Genomic DNA, 15,013 nt, shown 5'->3' with positions numbered 1-15,013 from the left:
GGAGGGACGGAAAGGACGAGTCGAAAACGACTTAATCCCCTCCGTCCCCTTTTTGCTCAGCCGGAGATCGCGAGGCGTTCCTGGCGGTAGCGGTGGATCGCGGCGAACCACAGCAGGGCGGCCAGGCCGAGGTTTGCGCCGAGGTAGATCACCCAGATGGTGGGGCTGATGTGCTCGTGGCGGATCACCTTCAGCAGCATCTGGTTCTGCGACAGGAACGGGATGGCGTACTGCCACACCACGCTCTTCAGCGGATACACCAGCAGCGCGTAGCTGGGCAGCATCGGCAACAGCATCAGCCAGGTCATGTGGCTCTGGGCTTCCTTCATGCTCTTGGACGCGGCCGACAGGAAGGTCAGCAGCGAGGTGCCGATCAACAGCATCGGCAGCATCACCAGCAGCATCTGCAGCATCGAACCCAGGCCCATGTTGAGCTGGCGGCCGACGCTGCTGTCGGACAGCTGGGCGCTGAGCTTGAACGCCACCAGGGTCAGCACCAGCGAGGCGATACCCATCACGCACGCGGCGGCGATCTTGCCGCTGACGATGGCGCTGCGCTTGGCCGGGGTGGCCAGCAACGGCTCCAGCGACTGCCGTTCGCGCTCGCCGGCGGTGGTGTCCATCACCAGGTAGGCTCCGCCCAGGAACGAGGTGATGGTCAGCAGCAGCGGCAGCAGCATCGACAGCATCATGCCCTGCTTGGCCTCGGCCGAGGCCAGGTCCTGGGTCGCCACGTCCAGCGGACGGGCGACCTGCGCGTCGATGCCGCGTGCCATCAACCGCAACGAACCGACCTGCCCGTTGTAGGTCTGCAGGGCTGCCTTGAGGCGCGCGGTGGGCACGTCGGCGGCGCGTCGGGTGCTGTCCTGCAGGATCTCCACCAGGGCCGGGCGGCCATCGCGCCAGCGTTCGTCGAACGCCTCGCTGATACGCAGTGCCACGTCGATGCGCTGGTCACTGATCGCCTCGTTGAGGTCCTTCGGGGCAGCGGTCGCGTTGAGGCCCTGCGCGGCCAGGAACCGCACCAGGTTGGGTGCGTTCTCCGCGCCGATGGTCGGGATTTCCAGCGGCTGCTCGATCTGCGACTTGACCCGGCTTTCGGCCAGCTTGCCCATGCCCAGGATCAGGATCGGGTACAGCAGCGGGCCCATCAGCAGGGTCAGGGCAAGGGTGCGGCGGTCACGCGAGAGGTCGCGCAGTTCCTTGCGCATCACGGTGAACAACGTGGACATGATGCTCATGCGTGCAGGCCCTCTTCGGTGCCGATCAGTTTGACGAAAGCGTCTTCGAGGTTGCTCTCGCCGGCCTGCGCGCGCAGTTCATCGGCGCTGCCGGCGGCCATCACCGTGCCCTTGGCGACGATCACGATGTGGTCACACAGCGCGGCCACCTCCTGCATGATGTGGCTGGAGAAGATCACGCAGCGGCCTTCGTCGCGCAGGCCATGCAGGAACCGGCGCATCGCGCGGGTAGTCATCACGTCCAGGCCATTGGTCGGCTCGTCCAGGATCACGTTGCGCGGGTCATGCACCAGCGCACGGGCAATCGCGGTCTTGGTGCGCTGGCCCTGCGAAAAGCCATCGGTCTGCCGGTCCAGGATGTCGCCCATGTCCAGCGCGCGCGACAGCGCTTCGGTGCGCTGGGCGATGGTGCCCGCGTCCAGTCCGTGCAGCTCGCCGAAGTAAGCGATGTTCTCGCGCGCGGTCAGCCGCTTGTAGACCCCGCGCGCGTCGGGCAGCACGCCCAGCCGGCGGCGCACGCCGGTGGCGTCGACGTTCGCGTCGATACCGTCCACGGTGACCCGGCCCTGGTCCGGGCTCATCAGCGTGTACAGCATGCGCAGGGTGGTGGTCTTGCCGGCGCCGTTCGGTCCAAGCAGCCCGGTGATGCGGCCATCCTCGGCACGGAAGCTGACGTCCTGCACCGCCTGGATGCGGCCGGTCTTGGTATTGAATGCCTTGTGCAGGCCCTCTGCGACGATCATGGTTCCCATCCGTTGAACGAGGTGAACGCCGGCACGTGGCTCAGCGAATCCAGGCAGCTGGCATCCACTGCCTTGGCGTCTGCGGTGTCGATGTACTGGCCCAGCACGCGCGACATGCAACCGGCGTTGATGCTGCCGTGGCCCTGCCCGCGGGCGACGATGTGGCGACCGTTGGGCAGGCCCTTCAGCACCTGCTCGGCGTAGCGCGGCGGGGTGACCGGATCCAGCTCGCCGGACAGCAGCAGCACCGGCAGATCGCTCTTGAACGGCGTGGCGGCGTCGGCGGCGGCCTTGTCATGTGGCCACACCGTGCAGGCGGAAAAGAACATCTGCGCCACGTTCGGACCCAGCAGGCGATCGCTCTGCGGAGCCGGCTGGAAGCGCGGTGCGTCCTCGCTGCAGATCACCGACCACTGCATGCCCCGGCTGATCTGCAGGTCCATCGCGCGCGAGGCGTTGCGGGTCAGCGCCGCGAGCGGACCGTAGCGCCCCTGTGCGGCTTCGTCGAGCACCACCGGCAGCAGCGAGGACAGTTCGGGAATATAGGAGAAGGCGAAGATCAGGCCGAGCACGCTGTCCGGCTTCAGAACGTCCTTACGGGCTTCGGCGGTGGCCGGGTCGCGGTAGTCGACCGTCACCGGCGCGGCGGCCAATGTGTCCAGCACGCTGCGCAGCTGGGTGCGGGTATTGACCGGAAAACGCTTGGCGCAGGCCGCGTCCTTGATGCACTGCGCGGACTGCAGGATGATCGCGTCCTCGAAGGTGTTGGCGAAGTCACCGCCGACCACCAGATCGTTTGGCACCACGCCGTCGATCACCATGCTGCGCACGTGCTGCGGATAGCGCGCGGCATAGCGCTGGGCCACGCGGGTTCCGTAGGAGCCGCCGACCAGGTTGAGCTGCCGGGCACCGAGTGCCTTGCGCACCGCGTCCAGGTCATCGATGGCCTGCGAGGTGGTGTAGAAACGCGGGTCCGCACGGCCTTCCAGCGACGTGGCGCACTGGGCGGCGTAGCCTTGGATGTACGCCTCGGTGGGATCGGCGTGCTCGTCCATAGGCAGTTCCTTGCCGTCCGCGCCGAGGCAGCTCAGCGGATTGGAGCCGCCGGTGCCGCGCTGGTCGATCAGGAAGATGTCGCGCTGCTTGCGCACCTGGCGCAGTGCGGTGCTGACCGGCAGCGCCACGTCGCTGGCTGCCTGGCCAGGACCACCGGCCAGGAAGAACACCGGATCCGGCAGGCCGGTGGCGGCCTTGTCCGCATCCAGCCAGGCGATGCGCAGGTCGATCTTCCGGCCCTCCGGCGCGGCGGGATTTTCCGGCACGCTGAAGGTGCCGCACAACGCTTCGACATTCGCTGCGGCGACCGCGCCGGTCAGCGTGCAGGGTGTGAACTCGATCTGCCCGTAGTGGCGCCCGCTGGCCGAACCTTCGGTTCCCGAGGGTGGCGCACTGCACGCAGCACACAGGACACTGGCCAACACCCCGGCCAGTTTCAGGTGGTTTCTGGACATCTTCCTTGCTTCCCCTTGCTGATGGTCATGCGACAAGGACGGGGCCCCGGCGCGGATGTGACCAAGTTACACCGAAGGGAGTCGGCGCCGCGATGGGCGGCGGCGGCGGAGGGATGTTCTGGCCGGCGTCGAGCAGGCTCGACACTACGGGGCCGGCCGGTGGGGGGGTCGTACAATGCCGTTCACGCCACACCGCAGGAACGCCGCCATCAGCCAGCCGATGTCCATCGACCGGATCAGCCTGACCACGCTGCGGTTGTTCGTGGCCGTGGCCGAGGAAGGCTCGCTGACCCGTGCGGCCGAACGCGAGGCGATCGCCACCTCTGCCGCCAGCCGTCGTCTGAATGACCTGGAGAGCGGACTGGATGTGGCGCTGTTCACCCGCAACTCGCGCGGCATGCAGCTGACCCTGGCCGGCGAGAGCCTGCTGCAGCATGCGCGGCGCATGCTGCTGGCAGCTTCCGCACTGTCATCGGAACTGCTGGAATACCGCCGCGGCATCCGCGGGCATATCCGCATGCTGGCCAACCTGTCGGCCATCGTGGCCTACCTGCCGGAGGAGCTGGAGCAGTTCTTCCTGACCCATCCAGACCTGCGCATCGAGCTGGAAGAACGCCCCACCGGCGGCGTGGTGCGCGGCATCCAGGAAGGCTGGGCGGAAATCGGCGTGTGTTCCGGCGATGGCGAACTGGGCGACCTGACCGCCGTGACCTTCCGCCGCGATCGGTTGGTGATGCTGATGCGGCCGGACCATCCGCTGGCCGGCAGCGGGCCGCTGGCGTTCGCCGATACGCTGCCCTTCGACCAGATCGCGCTGCATGCGGAGAGTTCGATCTTCACCCGTTCGCAGATGGCCGCGCGCGATGCCGGCCGGCCACTGCGACGGCGCATCCACGTGCCCGGTTTCGATGCCATCTGCCGCACCGTGCAGGCCGGGCTGGGCATCGGCGTGGTGCCCGAGCCGGTGTTCGCGCTGTTCGGCCGGGCCATGCACCTGCATGTGGAAGCGCTGACCGATGGCTGGGCCCAGCGCGAACTGAAACTGGTCTGGCGCGGTGACCGGCCGTTGTCCACCGCCGCCCAGCAGCTGGTCGAGCACCTTCGACCAAAGGCGTAGGCGTTCGCGTTTCGCGAACGGTTTTTCGTCAGAAAGGCATGGCGTCATCCGATGATTGCGACCTACCCTGCCGGTCTAGTCCTGGGAGGGTAGAAGATGGCCGGTCCATTGCACGGCATCCGCGTTGTTGAATTCGGAACACTGATCGCGGCGCCGTTTGCCGCGCGGCTGTTCGCCGAGTTCGGCGCCGAGGTGATCAAGATCGAGTCGCCCGAGGGCGGCGACCCGTTGCGCAAGTGGCGCAAACTGCATGGCGACACTTCACTGTGGTGGTCGCTGCAGGCGCGCAACAAGAAGTCGGTGGCATTGGACCTGAAGTCCGCCGAGGGCGCCGAGGCCGCGCGCCAACTGGCTGCCAGCGCCGATGTGGTGATCGAGAATTTCCGTCCCGGCGGCCTGGAAAAGCTCGGCCTGGGCTGGGACGTGCTGTCCGCGCTGAATCCGGACCTGATCATGGTGCGCATCTCCGGCTACGGCCAGGATGGCCCATACCGCGACCGCCCGGGCTTCGGAGCGATCGGCGAGGCGATGGGCGGAATCCGCTACACCACCGGTGATCCGAGCACGCCGCCGGCACGCGTGGGCATCAGCCTGGGCGACTCGCTGGCCTCGCTGCATGGGGTCATGGGCGCGCTGATGGCGCTGCTGCGGGTCAAGACCGGCCAGGGCGGCGGCCAGGTGGTGGACGTATCGCTGGTGGAAAGCGTGTTCAACCTGATGGAAAGCCTGGTGCCCGAGCACGCGATGTTCGGCACGGTGCGTGAACGCACCGGCGGTGCGCTGCCGGGGATCAGCCCATCCAACACCTATCCCACCGCCGATGGCAGCTTCGTGGTGATCGCCGGCAACAGCGATCCGATCTTCCGCCGCCTGATGCGCGCGATCGACCGCAACGACCTGGCCGACGATGCCGCGCTGGCGACCAATCCGGGCCGGGTGCTGCGCAATGCCGAGCTGGATGCGGCCATTACCCATTGGACCAGCGGGCTGCACATCGATGCAGTGCTGGCCGCGCTGGACGCGGCCGACGTGCCCGCCGGGCGCATCTACTCGGCTGCCGACATCGTCGCCGATCCGCACTACCGTGCACGCGGCATGCTGCTGGAAACCACCCTGCCCGATGGCCAGCCGATCACCCTGCCGGGCATCGTGCCGAAGCTGTCGGCCACACCGGGCCGGATGCACTGGACCGGCCCGGCACTCGGCGAACACACCGACCAGGTACTGGCCACCCTGGGCATGACCGCCGCCGCCATCGCAAGCGCCAGCGGCCGCACCGGAGAATCTGCATGAGCACTGTCCGTCCGTTGATCGTGCAGGAAGTCTGCCTGCGCGATGGCCTGCAGATCGAACCGGTGTTCGTGCCCACGGCCGACAAGATCCGCCTGGCCGATGCGTTCAGCGCACTCGGCTTTGCGCGCATCGAAGTCAGCAGTTTCGTCTCGCCCAAGGCAGTGCCGGCACTGGCCGATGCCGCCGAAGTATTCGCCGGCATGCAGCGCGTGCCCGGCACGGTGTACGTGGCATTGGTACCCAACCTGAAGGGCGCCGAGCGCGCGTTGGCCGCCGGTGCCGGTGAGCTCAACCTGGTGATGTCGGCCGGGCAGACCCACAACCTGGCCAACATGCGCATGACCACCGAGGAAAGCTTCGACGGCTTTGCGCGGATTGCCGCGCTGCCGCGTGGCGATGTGCTGCTCAACGGCAGCGTGGCGACCGCGTTCGGTTGCCCCTTCGAGGGCGAGCAACCGGTGGCCAAGGTGCTTGACCTGGTGCGCCGCTACCTGGACCTGGGCTGCACCGGGATCACCCTGGCTGACACCACCGGCATGGCCAATCCGCGCCAGGTTGCCGCGCTGGTGGAGCAGGCGTTGCCGCTGGTCGGCGCCGATGCGCTGACCCTGCATTTCCACAACACGCGCGGGCTGGGCCTGGCCAACGTGGTGGCTGCCTACGATGCCGGTGCACAGCGTTTCGATGCCGCGCTGGGGGGGCTCGGCGGGTGCCCGTTCGCGCCCGGTGCCTCGGGCAACATCTGCACCGAAGACCTGGTGGCGATGTGCGAGGAGATGGGCATCCCGACCGGGTTGGACCTGCCTGCGCTGATCGCCCTGTCGCGCGGGCTACCGGCGCTGGTCGGCCATGAGACCGCTGGCCAGGTGGCCAAGGCCGGCCGCGTGGCCGACCTGCATCCCGCACCGCCGGGGCTGCGCGCCGCGTAAGCCTTTCGTCCTTCATCGCGCAGGGCGACGCCCTGCGAAATCAACAACGCTTCATTCCTGGGAGGGAATCATGCACGAGTGGTTTGTGCTGGCGAACGCTCTGTTCGCCATTCTGTTGATCGTCCTGTTGATCATCTATTTCAAGGTCAACCCGATGATCGCGCTGATCGCCGGCCCGCTGTACCTGGGGCTGTCGTCCGGGCTCGGCTTCGGCCCCACCATCGAGGCCATCACCGATGGCTTCGGCGACCTGATGGGCAAGATCGGCCTGCTGATCGGTTTCGGCGTGATGATCGGCGCGTTCCTGCATCGCATGGGTGCCTTCCAGCAGGTCGTGCGCCTGCTGGTGCGCACCTTCAAGCCGACGCAGATGCCGTATGCGTTCGCCACCATCCTGACCTCCATCTTCCCGCCGATCTATACCGACGTGCTGCTGCTGATGTCCGCGCCGCTGGCCCGTGCCACGGCCAAGCGCATCGGCGGCGACGCACTGCCGAAGATGGCTGGCGCGGTGGGCGTGGGCATCTACCTGGCCCTGACCATGGTGGTGCCGGGCGTGGCCGCGCTGGCGCTGTCGGCGGTGCTGGACGTGGAGCTGGGCACGATGCTGCTGGTCGGCCTGGCGATCGCCGTCCCGACGGTGTTCCTGACCCTGTGGGGCTTCCACTTCCTGCTGCGTCGCGGCTTCTGGAATCCGGAAACCGACGAACTCCCCGACGACCAGGCCCCGGCGGTGGTCGCCGCCGAGGTCAGGGACGAGGACAACGCGGTGCCGCTGAAGCTGTCGCTGCTGCCGATCATTGTGCCGCTGCTGATGATCGCCACCGGCGCACTGGACCGCGCTTTGGACCTGGACATCCCGGCGCTGGCTGCGGTGGGCAACTCCACCTTCGCCCTGTTCTGCGGCCTGGTGCTGGCGTTCGTGATCGCCCGCTTCACCGTGCCCGCGCAGGACCGCACTGGCGCGGTGACCGATGCATTCAAGGAAAGCGGACAGATCCTGCTGCTGACCGGCGTGGCCGGTTCGCTGTCGGCGGTGGTCGCCACCACCGGCCTGGGTGACATCCTGTCCGGTTACTTCAGCGCCAACGCGGCCGCCCCGCTGCTGCTGGTGTGGGTGGTCGCGGCCATCCTGCACATCGCCATCGGTTCGGTGTCGGCCTCGGCGATCACCGCCGCCAGCATGCTGGCCCCGGCACTGCATTCGCTGGATGTGCCGCCGGTGCTGGTGGCCTTGGCCGCAGGGTCCGGTTCGCTGTTCCTGGTGCATGTCACCAGCAATACGTTCTGGCTGATGCAGACCACCTTCGGCATGACCCTGCGCGGCACGTTGAAGACGCTGAGCCTGCCGGTGTCGCTGGCCTCGGTGGTGTCGCTGCTGCTGATCCTGGTGGCCAGCGCGATCTTCTGATCGATCCTTTTTCCATCTGTGTACGGCGGAGGGGCCGGACCCATGAACATCACACGCAATGCAATGCTTTTCGCCTTCGGGCTGGCCAGTGCGCCTGCACTGGCCGCCGAAAGCGAAGGTTTCCTGGCCGGTGCCAGCGCAGACCTGACCGCGACCAACTTCTACTACAACCGTGATTTCCGCAGCGGCAGCGGCCAGGGCAAGCGCGAGGAATGGGCGCAGGGCTTCCTGCTGGATGCGCGCAGCGGCTACACGCCGGGCGTGGTCGGCTTCGGCATCGACGTGCTGGGCCTGGCGGATTTCAAGCTGGATGGACTGCAGTCGGAAGTGGGCACCGGCATCCTGCCCTACGACGAAGACGGCGCGCGTTCGGCGTTCGGCCGCATCGCGCTGACCGGCAAGGCCAAGGCCGGCCCGGCCGAGCTGCGCGTGGGCAGCCACATCGCATCCAACCTGCTGCTGAAATCCAACACCAGCCGCCTGCTGCCACAGACCTTCGAAGGCGCCTCGCTGGGCGCGGCGTGGGACAACGGCGTGGAGCTGGGCTATGCGCGCTACGATCGGTCCTGGTACCGCGATGGGACCGAGCGGGTGGACCTGACCCTCACCAACAAGGACCGTCGCTTCAGTGGCACACCGGATGCCGATGGCTTCGAACTGGTCACCGCGTCGTGGGCGCCGGATGATCGGTTCAAGCTGCACTACGAACACGGCGAACTGCACGACCTGTATCGCCAGCAGGTCGCCTCGGTGGCGTTCAAGCAGCCGCTGGCGCTGGGTAAATTGAGCACGGAAGTGCGCTATTACGTATCCGATGATGTGGGCCCTGCGCTGGCGGGGCGGGTCGACAACCGGGCGCTGAACGCGCTGGTGGCCTGGCAGCACGCCGGGCAGGAATTCGCGGTGATGTGGCAGGACATGAACGGTGATACCGCGATGCCGTTCGTTGGCGGCACCGACGGCAACGTCTTCAACTGGACCTTCATCAACGACTTCATGGAACGCGACGAGCGCAGCTGGCAGTTGCGTTACCAGCTGGACGGCAAGCAGATCAACCTGCCGGGCCTGAAGTTCTTGGTGCGCTACGTAAAGGGTGACAACGCCCGCCCGGCCACGTTCAGCGGCGAGGGCCGGCAGTGGCAGCGGGATGTTGAAATCGGCTACACCTTCCAGAGCGAGGCGTTGAAGCACTTGTCGGTTCGCTGGCGCAACGGCTTCTTCCGCTCCAACTACCAACGCGATGCCGAGGAGAACCGGGTGATGGTGGTGTATGACGTACCGCTGTGGGCGGGCCAGGGCTAGAAGCGCAAAGCCACAGCAACGGCACGGGCCTGCAGGGCTGTGTGTTGGCGGGGCGGGGTGGCTGTGCAGGACACGCCGTGAATCCATCCATGGAGGCTCGCTTTTCGCATCCATGCAAAAACACGGTCCTGCACAGCCACCCCGCCCCACCTTCGACAGGTCCATGTGGGCCATGGGACCTGCGGACATCGGTAGCGCCGACCCATGGTCGGCGAGCGCAGCGGGCCGCTGGCGGGAACATTCCGCCGACCATGGGTCGGCGCTACCAGGGCGCAGTGGCGTGTCGGGAGGAGGGAGCCCCTGAGTCAGGGGCGGCCGCGAAGCGGCGGGGTGTGGGTGCCAGTGAGATGGGGCCCGCGGTTTGCGCAGCAAAGCGTGGGAGCGACAGCGCGAATGCGATGGCGTGGACCCGCGCCATGGATGGCGCGAAACGAGGCCCGCATGGGCGCAGTTTTTGCCGTCCCCCGCACAGCCCCACCGCCCGGCCCACCCCCAGCTGCGGCTTCAAACAACAGCCACCCGCGAGGGGGTCCCACCCGTTCGACCAGCCTACTTGCTGGACACGTACTTCTCGCGCCGGATCTGCGGATTACCCAGACCCGCCAGCTTCAGCGCGTCCACGCAGGCATCCACCATGTCCGGGTTGCCGCATAGGTAAGCGATGTCCGTGGCGGCATCCGGCGCAAGATCAGCCAGGTGCTGCTGCACGTACCCATGGCGCACGTCCGGACCGGGATCCGCCGGCAGCTCGCGGGACAGGCACGGGATGTAGCGGAAGTTCGGCTGGGCCGCGGCAAACGCTTCGAAATCCTCGCTGTACAACAGCTCGGCCGGGCTCCGGGCGCCCTGCAGCAGCACCACCTGGAGCCCACGCTCGGCCATGGCGGTGGCCAGCAGGGGCAGCATCGAGCGATACGGGGTGACCCCGGTGCCGGTGGCGATCAGCAGGTAGCGGCCATTCTGGTCACCCGACTGCAGGCAGAACCGGCCATACGGCCCGCTGGCGCTCAGCTGGCCACCGATGTCCAGGCCTTCGAACAGCGCCGTGGCGGCACCGCCGGGGACGAAACTGACCGCGATATCCACCGCCTCGCCTGGCCCCAGCGCGTGGTCGTGGAGGGTCGCCAGCGAGTAGCTGCGCTTGGTTTGCGTGCCATCGGCGTACTGGAAATGGACCTGGATGAACTGGCCGGGCTGGAAATCCAGCGGCTGGCCGTCATCGCGGAGGAACTGGTAATGGCCTACGGTCGGCGCCAGCATGCGGCGGTCGACCAGCTTCATGGGAAATTGGACTGGCACGGCAGTGGGAACAGTGTGTAGCCGGGGCAAGCCCGTGGGGGGATCTATAATAGCCCTCCCTGCACTCCTCCATGCGCCACCCGCAGGCGCAAAGGCTTTCCGCTTGGCTTCCCTGAACAACAGTGCGCCCGCCCTGCGCGTGCGCGACCTGCGCAAGACCTACGACAACGGCACCGTTGCCCTGAAGGGCGTCTCGCTGGAAGTCGCCCCGGGCGATTTCTTCGCCCTGCTGGGCCCCAACGGCGCCGGCAAGTCGACCCTGATCGGCATCGTCAGCTCACTGGTGAACCTCAGTGAGGGCCAGGTGGAGGTGTTCGGCACCGACCTGGTGGGTGAACGCAGCGCCTCCATGCGGCTGATCGGCCTGGTGCCGCAGGAGATCAACTTCAACCTGTTCGAGAAACCCTTCGACATCCTGGTCAACTACGCCGGCTTCTACGGCGTGGACCGCGCCGAGGCGGAAAAGCGGGCCGAGGAAGAGCTCAAGCGCGCCCATCTGTGGGAGAAGGCGCAGGTGATGAGCCGCACCCTGTCCGGCGGCATGAAGCGCCGGCTGATGATCGCCCGGGCGATGATGACCCGGCCGCGCCTGCTGATCCTGGATGAACCGACCGCCGGCGTGGATATCGAGATCCGCCGCGACATGTGGCGGGTGCTGAAGGAGATCAACACCGCCGGCACCACCATCATCCTCACCACGCATTACCTGGAAGAGGCCGAGCACCTGTGCCGCAACCTGGCCATCATCAACCATGGCCAGATCGTCACCCAGGGGCCGATGCGCGAGCTGCTGGCCAAGCTTGACGTGGAGGGCTTCCTGTTCGACATCGACGGCAGCCTGCCGGCCGAGCTGCCACAGATCGAAGGCGCCACGCTGATCGCCATCGACGGGCACACGCTGGACGTGGACATGCCGCGCGCGATGGACCTCAACCGTGTATTCGCCGCACTCAACGCCTCGGGTATCCGCGTGCGTTCGATGCGGACCAAGAGCAACCGCCTGGAGGAGCTGTTCGTGCGCCTCACCGGCAACCCGGAGAACGTGGCATGAGCAGCACCCCGACCCCCGTCCTGACCGATGGCCAGCGCAACCGCATCGCACTGGCGACCGTGGTGCGCCGCGAAGTGGCGCGCATCCTGCGCATCTGGGGCCAGACCCTGGTGCCGCCGGCGATCACCATGACCCTGTACTTCCTGATCTTCGGCGGGCTGATCGGCTCGCGCGTGGGCGAGATGGGCGGCTACAGCTACATGCAGTTCATCGTGCCGGGCCTGGTGATGATGAGCGTGATCCAGAACAGCTACGGCAACATCAGCTCCTCGTTCTTCGGCGCCAAGTTCGGCCGCCACGTGGAAGAACTGCTGGTCAGCCCTATGCCGAACTGGGTGATCCTGTGGGGCTACGTGGCCGGCGCGGTGCTGCGCGGCCTGATGGTCGGCGTGATCGTGCTGATCATCGCCATGTTCTTCACCCCGGTGCGCATCCCGCACCCGCTGGTGACGCTGACCACCGTGCTGCTGGGCGCGACGATCTTCTCGCTGGCCGGCTTCATCAACGCGGTCTACGCGAAGAAGTTCGATGACGTGGCGATCGTGCCGACCTTCATCCTGACCCCGCTGACCTACCTGGGCGGCGTGTTCTATTCGGTGAAGCTGCTGCCGGGCTGGGCCGAAGCGGCAACCCACGCCAACCCGATCTTCTACATGGTCAACGCCTTCCGCTACGGTCTGCTCGGCACCAGCGACGTGCCGTTGTGGGTGGCTTACGCGCTGATGCTGGGCTTCGTGGTGGCGCTCACCTTCGTGGCACTGTGGCTGCTGCGCCGTGGCGTCGGTCTGCGCAGCTGAGGGAGGACGCCGGGCCTGCGTTCCGGCACCCCGCCTCACAATCAACTGCAACTGCGGCTGCGGCTGCGGGCCGGGCGGGGGGCAGGGAATTGCGGGGGACGCCGTAAACCCATCCGTGGGGGCTTGGTCGCCGCATCCATGCGGCTCACACCCCCGCAATCCCCTGCCCCCCACCCCCCGACACACCCCGGTGGCCACGAGATAGCAGAGCAAGAACGCCTTGGCTGGACTTGGCTTGGCTTGGCTTGGTCAAGGCTTGGCTTGAGCTTGGCGGGAACACGCGCGGACTGTCCGTGGGTCGTGCGGGTGGGGGGTGCGGGGCCTTGAGCGGCAGGAGCCGCGAAGAGCTACATGGACGTACTTGCGCGTGCCCCGCACCCCCACCCGCACGACCCAGCCCGATACCAGCACAACCAACCCGACACGCGCGAAACAGGCACAATCTCCACAGCGATTACTGACAACGTGGTGAGACGGCAATGCGCATCCTGATCCTCGGCGCCGGCGGTACCGGTGGCTACTTCGGCGGACGCCTGGCCCAGGCCGGGGTGGACGTGACCTTCCTGGTTCGCCCGGCACGCGCGGACCAGCTGCAGCGCGATGGGCTGGTCATCCGCAGTCCGCTCGGTGATGCCACCTTCCCGGTGCAGCATGTCACTGCGGATGCGCTGCCGGCGCTGGTCGCCGGGCACCCCTTCGACCTGGTGGTACTGAGCTGCAAGGCCTATGACCTGGACAGTTCGATCGAGGCCATCGCGCCGGCGGTCGGACCGCGCACCAGCGTACTGCCGATCCTCAACGGGCTGCACCACTACGCTGCGCTGGATGCACGCTTCGGCCGCGATGCGGTGATGGGCGGACTGTGCTTCATCAGCGCGGCCAAGGATGCCGATGGCGCGGTGCTGCACCTGGCCAAGCCGGCCAGACTGACCTTCGGCGAGCGCGATGACGTCGGCCTCAGCGCCCGTGTGCTGGCCTTCGCTGCCGCCTGCGTGCAGGGCGGCGTGGACCACCTCGCCAGCGAAGACATCCGCCAGGAACAGTGGATCAAGTACACCTTCCTGACCGCACTGGCGGCCGCTACCTGCCTGCGCCGTGCCGACATCGGCACGATCATGGGCAGCGAGGGCGGCGAGGACTTCCTGCGCGCGCTGTACGCCGAATGCGTGGCCGTCGCCGAGGCATCCGGCGAGCCGATACCGGCCAGCGCACAGGAAACCGCGCTGGCCGCATTGACCCAGCCGGGCTCCGCGCTGAAAGCCTCCATGCTGCGTGACCTGGAAGCGGGGCAGCAGGTCGAAGCGGACCACATCGTCGGTGACATGCTGGCGCGTGCGCGCGGCTTCGGCCAGGACGCTCCGCTGCTGTCACAGGCCTTCGATTCCCTGCAGGCTTACCAGGCGCAGCGCGCGGGCTGAACGAGGTGGCAGACCTTCCGAAGACCGTGTTGGTCCTCGGGCTTGGCTACAGTGGCCAGGCCGTGGCACGCTGCCTGCTCGCGCAGCGCGTGGAGGTGGCCGGCACCGTGCGTGATCCAGCCGCGCACCGTGGCGATGCCCTGCTCCGCCACAGCCTTGCCGCCGATCATCCGCTCGACCCGCCGCTGCTGGACATGCTGGCGCGTGCCGAAGCCGTGCTGTGCACGATCCCGCCGGATGCCGACGGCGATCCGGCGCTGCGCCTGCTGCGCGGCGCACTGGCCCGCAGCAGGTCACTGCGGTGGGTCGGGTATCTGTCCTCCACGGCGGTCTACGCGAGCCGTGATGGCGGCTGGATCGACGAGGCCTCGCTGGCCGACGGCAGCACGCCCTCGGCGCTGCAGCGGCTTGACGCCGAACGGCAGTGGCAGGCGCTTGCCAGCGAACGTGGCATTGACTCGGCCGTGTTCCGGCTGCCGGGTCTGTACGGGCGCGGTCGCAACGCGCTGGTCCAGTTGGCTGCCGGACGTGCACGCCACGTGGTGCGCCCCGGGCTGGTCTTCAACCGGCTGCATGTGGAGGATCTGGCCGGCGTGGTGATGGCGGCCCTGCAGCATCCACGGCCTGCCGCACGGTATCTGCCGGCCGATGACGAACCGGCCCCGCCGCAGGAGGTGCTGGCCTATGCCGCGCAGCTGGGCGGGTATGCGCTGCCCGCGCGGCAGCAGTGGGACGATCCGGCGGTCAGCCCGTCGCTGCGACGGTTCTACGAGGGCAACAAGCGCATCGACAGCCGCGGCACGCGCGCGATGCTGCAGTGGCAGCCGCGCTTTCCGAGCTACCGCGAGGGGCTGCAGGATGCGTGGGAGCAGGGGGATGGCAGGCGCTAGCGCCGCGCAGG

13 protein-coding genes are annotated in these 15,013 nt (G+C 67.6%); 9 read left to right on the top strand and 4 right to left on the bottom strand.

Features of this window, described 5'->3' with window-relative positions; all coding sequences use genetic code 11:
• Window positions 1–56 precede the first annotated feature (56 nt).
• Genes IFT63_RS15850 through IFT63_RS15840 form a run of 3 tightly spaced genes read right to left on the bottom strand, consistent with a single transcriptional unit; the run spans window position 57 to window position 3,495 of the window.
• Complete coding sequence (locus IFT63_RS15850; RefSeq protein ID WP_192085053.1) at window positions 57–1,241, bottom strand: ABC transporter permease; 1,185 nt, start codon at window positions 1,239–1,241, stop codon at window positions 57–59.
• The gene (locus tag IFT63_RS15845) at window positions 1,238–1,984 is read right to left on the bottom strand and encodes an ATP-binding cassette domain-containing protein (RefSeq protein WP_042613193.1); all 747 of its coding nucleotides are present in this window, start codon (window positions 1,982–1,984) and stop codon (window positions 1,238–1,240) included. Before IFT63_RS15845 ends, IFT63_RS15850 begins: the two co-directional genes overlap by 4 nt.
• The gene (locus IFT63_RS15840; RefSeq protein ID WP_192085052.1) at window positions 1,981–3,495 is read right to left on the bottom strand and encodes an alpha/beta fold hydrolase; all 1,515 of its coding nucleotides are present in this window, start codon (window positions 3,493–3,495) and stop codon (window positions 1,981–1,983) included. Before IFT63_RS15840 ends, IFT63_RS15845 begins: the two co-directional genes overlap by 4 nt.
• 175 nt (window positions 3,496–3,670) lie before the next feature.
• Between IFT63_RS15840 and IFT63_RS15835 the strand changes: the two genes are divergently transcribed.
• The 5 genes from IFT63_RS15835 to IFT63_RS15815 all read left to right on the top strand — a co-directional run bounded on the left by IFT63_RS15835 (window position 3,671) and on the right by IFT63_RS15815 (window position 9,547).
• Window positions 3,671–4,612, top strand: coding sequence for a LysR substrate-binding domain-containing protein (locus tag IFT63_RS15835; RefSeq protein WP_197974430.1), 942 nt, complete (start codon window positions 3,671–3,673; stop codon window positions 4,610–4,612).
• Window positions 4,613–4,708: 96 nt separating this feature from the next.
• Window positions 4,709–5,905: a CaiB/BaiF CoA-transferase family protein gene (locus IFT63_RS15830; RefSeq protein ID WP_192085051.1), complete on the top strand. Its 1,197-nt coding sequence runs from the start codon at window positions 4,709–4,711 to the stop codon at window positions 5,903–5,905.
• Window positions 5,902–6,834, top strand: a complete 933-nt coding sequence (locus IFT63_RS15825; RefSeq protein ID WP_192085050.1) for a hydroxymethylglutaryl-CoA lyase — start codon at window positions 5,902–5,904, stop codon at window positions 6,832–6,834. The genes IFT63_RS15830 and IFT63_RS15825 overlap by 4 nt, the downstream gene beginning before the upstream one ends.
• 70 nt (window positions 6,835–6,904) lie before the next feature.
• Window positions 6,905–8,245, top strand: a complete 1,341-nt coding sequence (locus IFT63_RS15820; RefSeq protein ID WP_192085049.1) for an SLC13 family permease — start codon at window positions 6,905–6,907, stop codon at window positions 8,243–8,245.
• Window positions 8,246–8,287: 42 nt separating this feature from the next.
• A complete protein-coding gene (locus IFT63_RS15815; RefSeq protein WP_192085048.1) occupies window positions 8,288–9,547 on the top strand; it encodes an OprD family outer membrane porin in 1,260 nt (419 codons plus the stop codon).
• 549 nt (window positions 9,548–10,096) lie between these two features.
• Here the strand turns inward: IFT63_RS15815 and IFT63_RS15810 are convergent.
• Window positions 10,097–10,846, bottom strand: a complete 750-nt coding sequence (locus IFT63_RS15810) for an FAD-binding oxidoreductase (protein ID WP_192085047.1) — start codon at window positions 10,844–10,846, stop codon at window positions 10,097–10,099.
• A 103-nt stretch (window positions 10,847–10,949) separates the two neighbouring features.
• Between IFT63_RS15810 and IFT63_RS15805 the strand changes: the two genes are divergently transcribed.
• The 4 genes from IFT63_RS15805 to IFT63_RS15790 all read left to right on the top strand — a co-directional run bounded on the left by IFT63_RS15805 (window position 10,950) and on the right by IFT63_RS15790 (window position 15,002).
• On the top strand, window positions 10,950–11,897 hold the full coding sequence (locus IFT63_RS15805; RefSeq protein ID WP_042612434.1) for an ABC transporter ATP-binding protein: 948 nt from the start codon (window positions 10,950–10,952) through the stop codon (window positions 11,895–11,897).
• Complete coding sequence (locus tag IFT63_RS15800) at window positions 11,894–12,694, top strand: ABC transporter permease (RefSeq protein ID WP_042612435.1); 801 nt, start codon at window positions 11,894–11,896, stop codon at window positions 12,692–12,694. The genes IFT63_RS15805 and IFT63_RS15800 overlap by 4 nt, the downstream gene beginning before the upstream one ends.
• A 479-nt stretch (window positions 12,695–13,173) precedes the next feature.
• Complete coding sequence (gene panE / locus IFT63_RS15795; protein WP_192085046.1) at window positions 13,174–14,112, top strand: 2-dehydropantoate 2-reductase; 939 nt, start codon at window positions 13,174–13,176, stop codon at window positions 14,110–14,112.
• Window positions 14,113–14,117: 5 nt separating this feature from the next.
• Window positions 14,118–15,002, top strand: coding sequence for an epimerase (locus IFT63_RS15790; protein ID WP_342450506.1), 885 nt, complete (start codon window positions 14,118–14,120; stop codon window positions 15,000–15,002).
• Window positions 15,003–15,013 lie beyond the last annotated feature (11 nt).

It is taken from the genome of Stenotrophomonas sp. CFBP 13724 (assembly GCF_014841975.1).
GTDB lineage: Bacteria > Pseudomonadota > Gammaproteobacteria > Xanthomonadales > Xanthomonadaceae > Stenotrophomonas > Stenotrophomonas lacuserhaii.
This window is presented reverse-complemented; position numbering and strand designations above follow the sequence as displayed.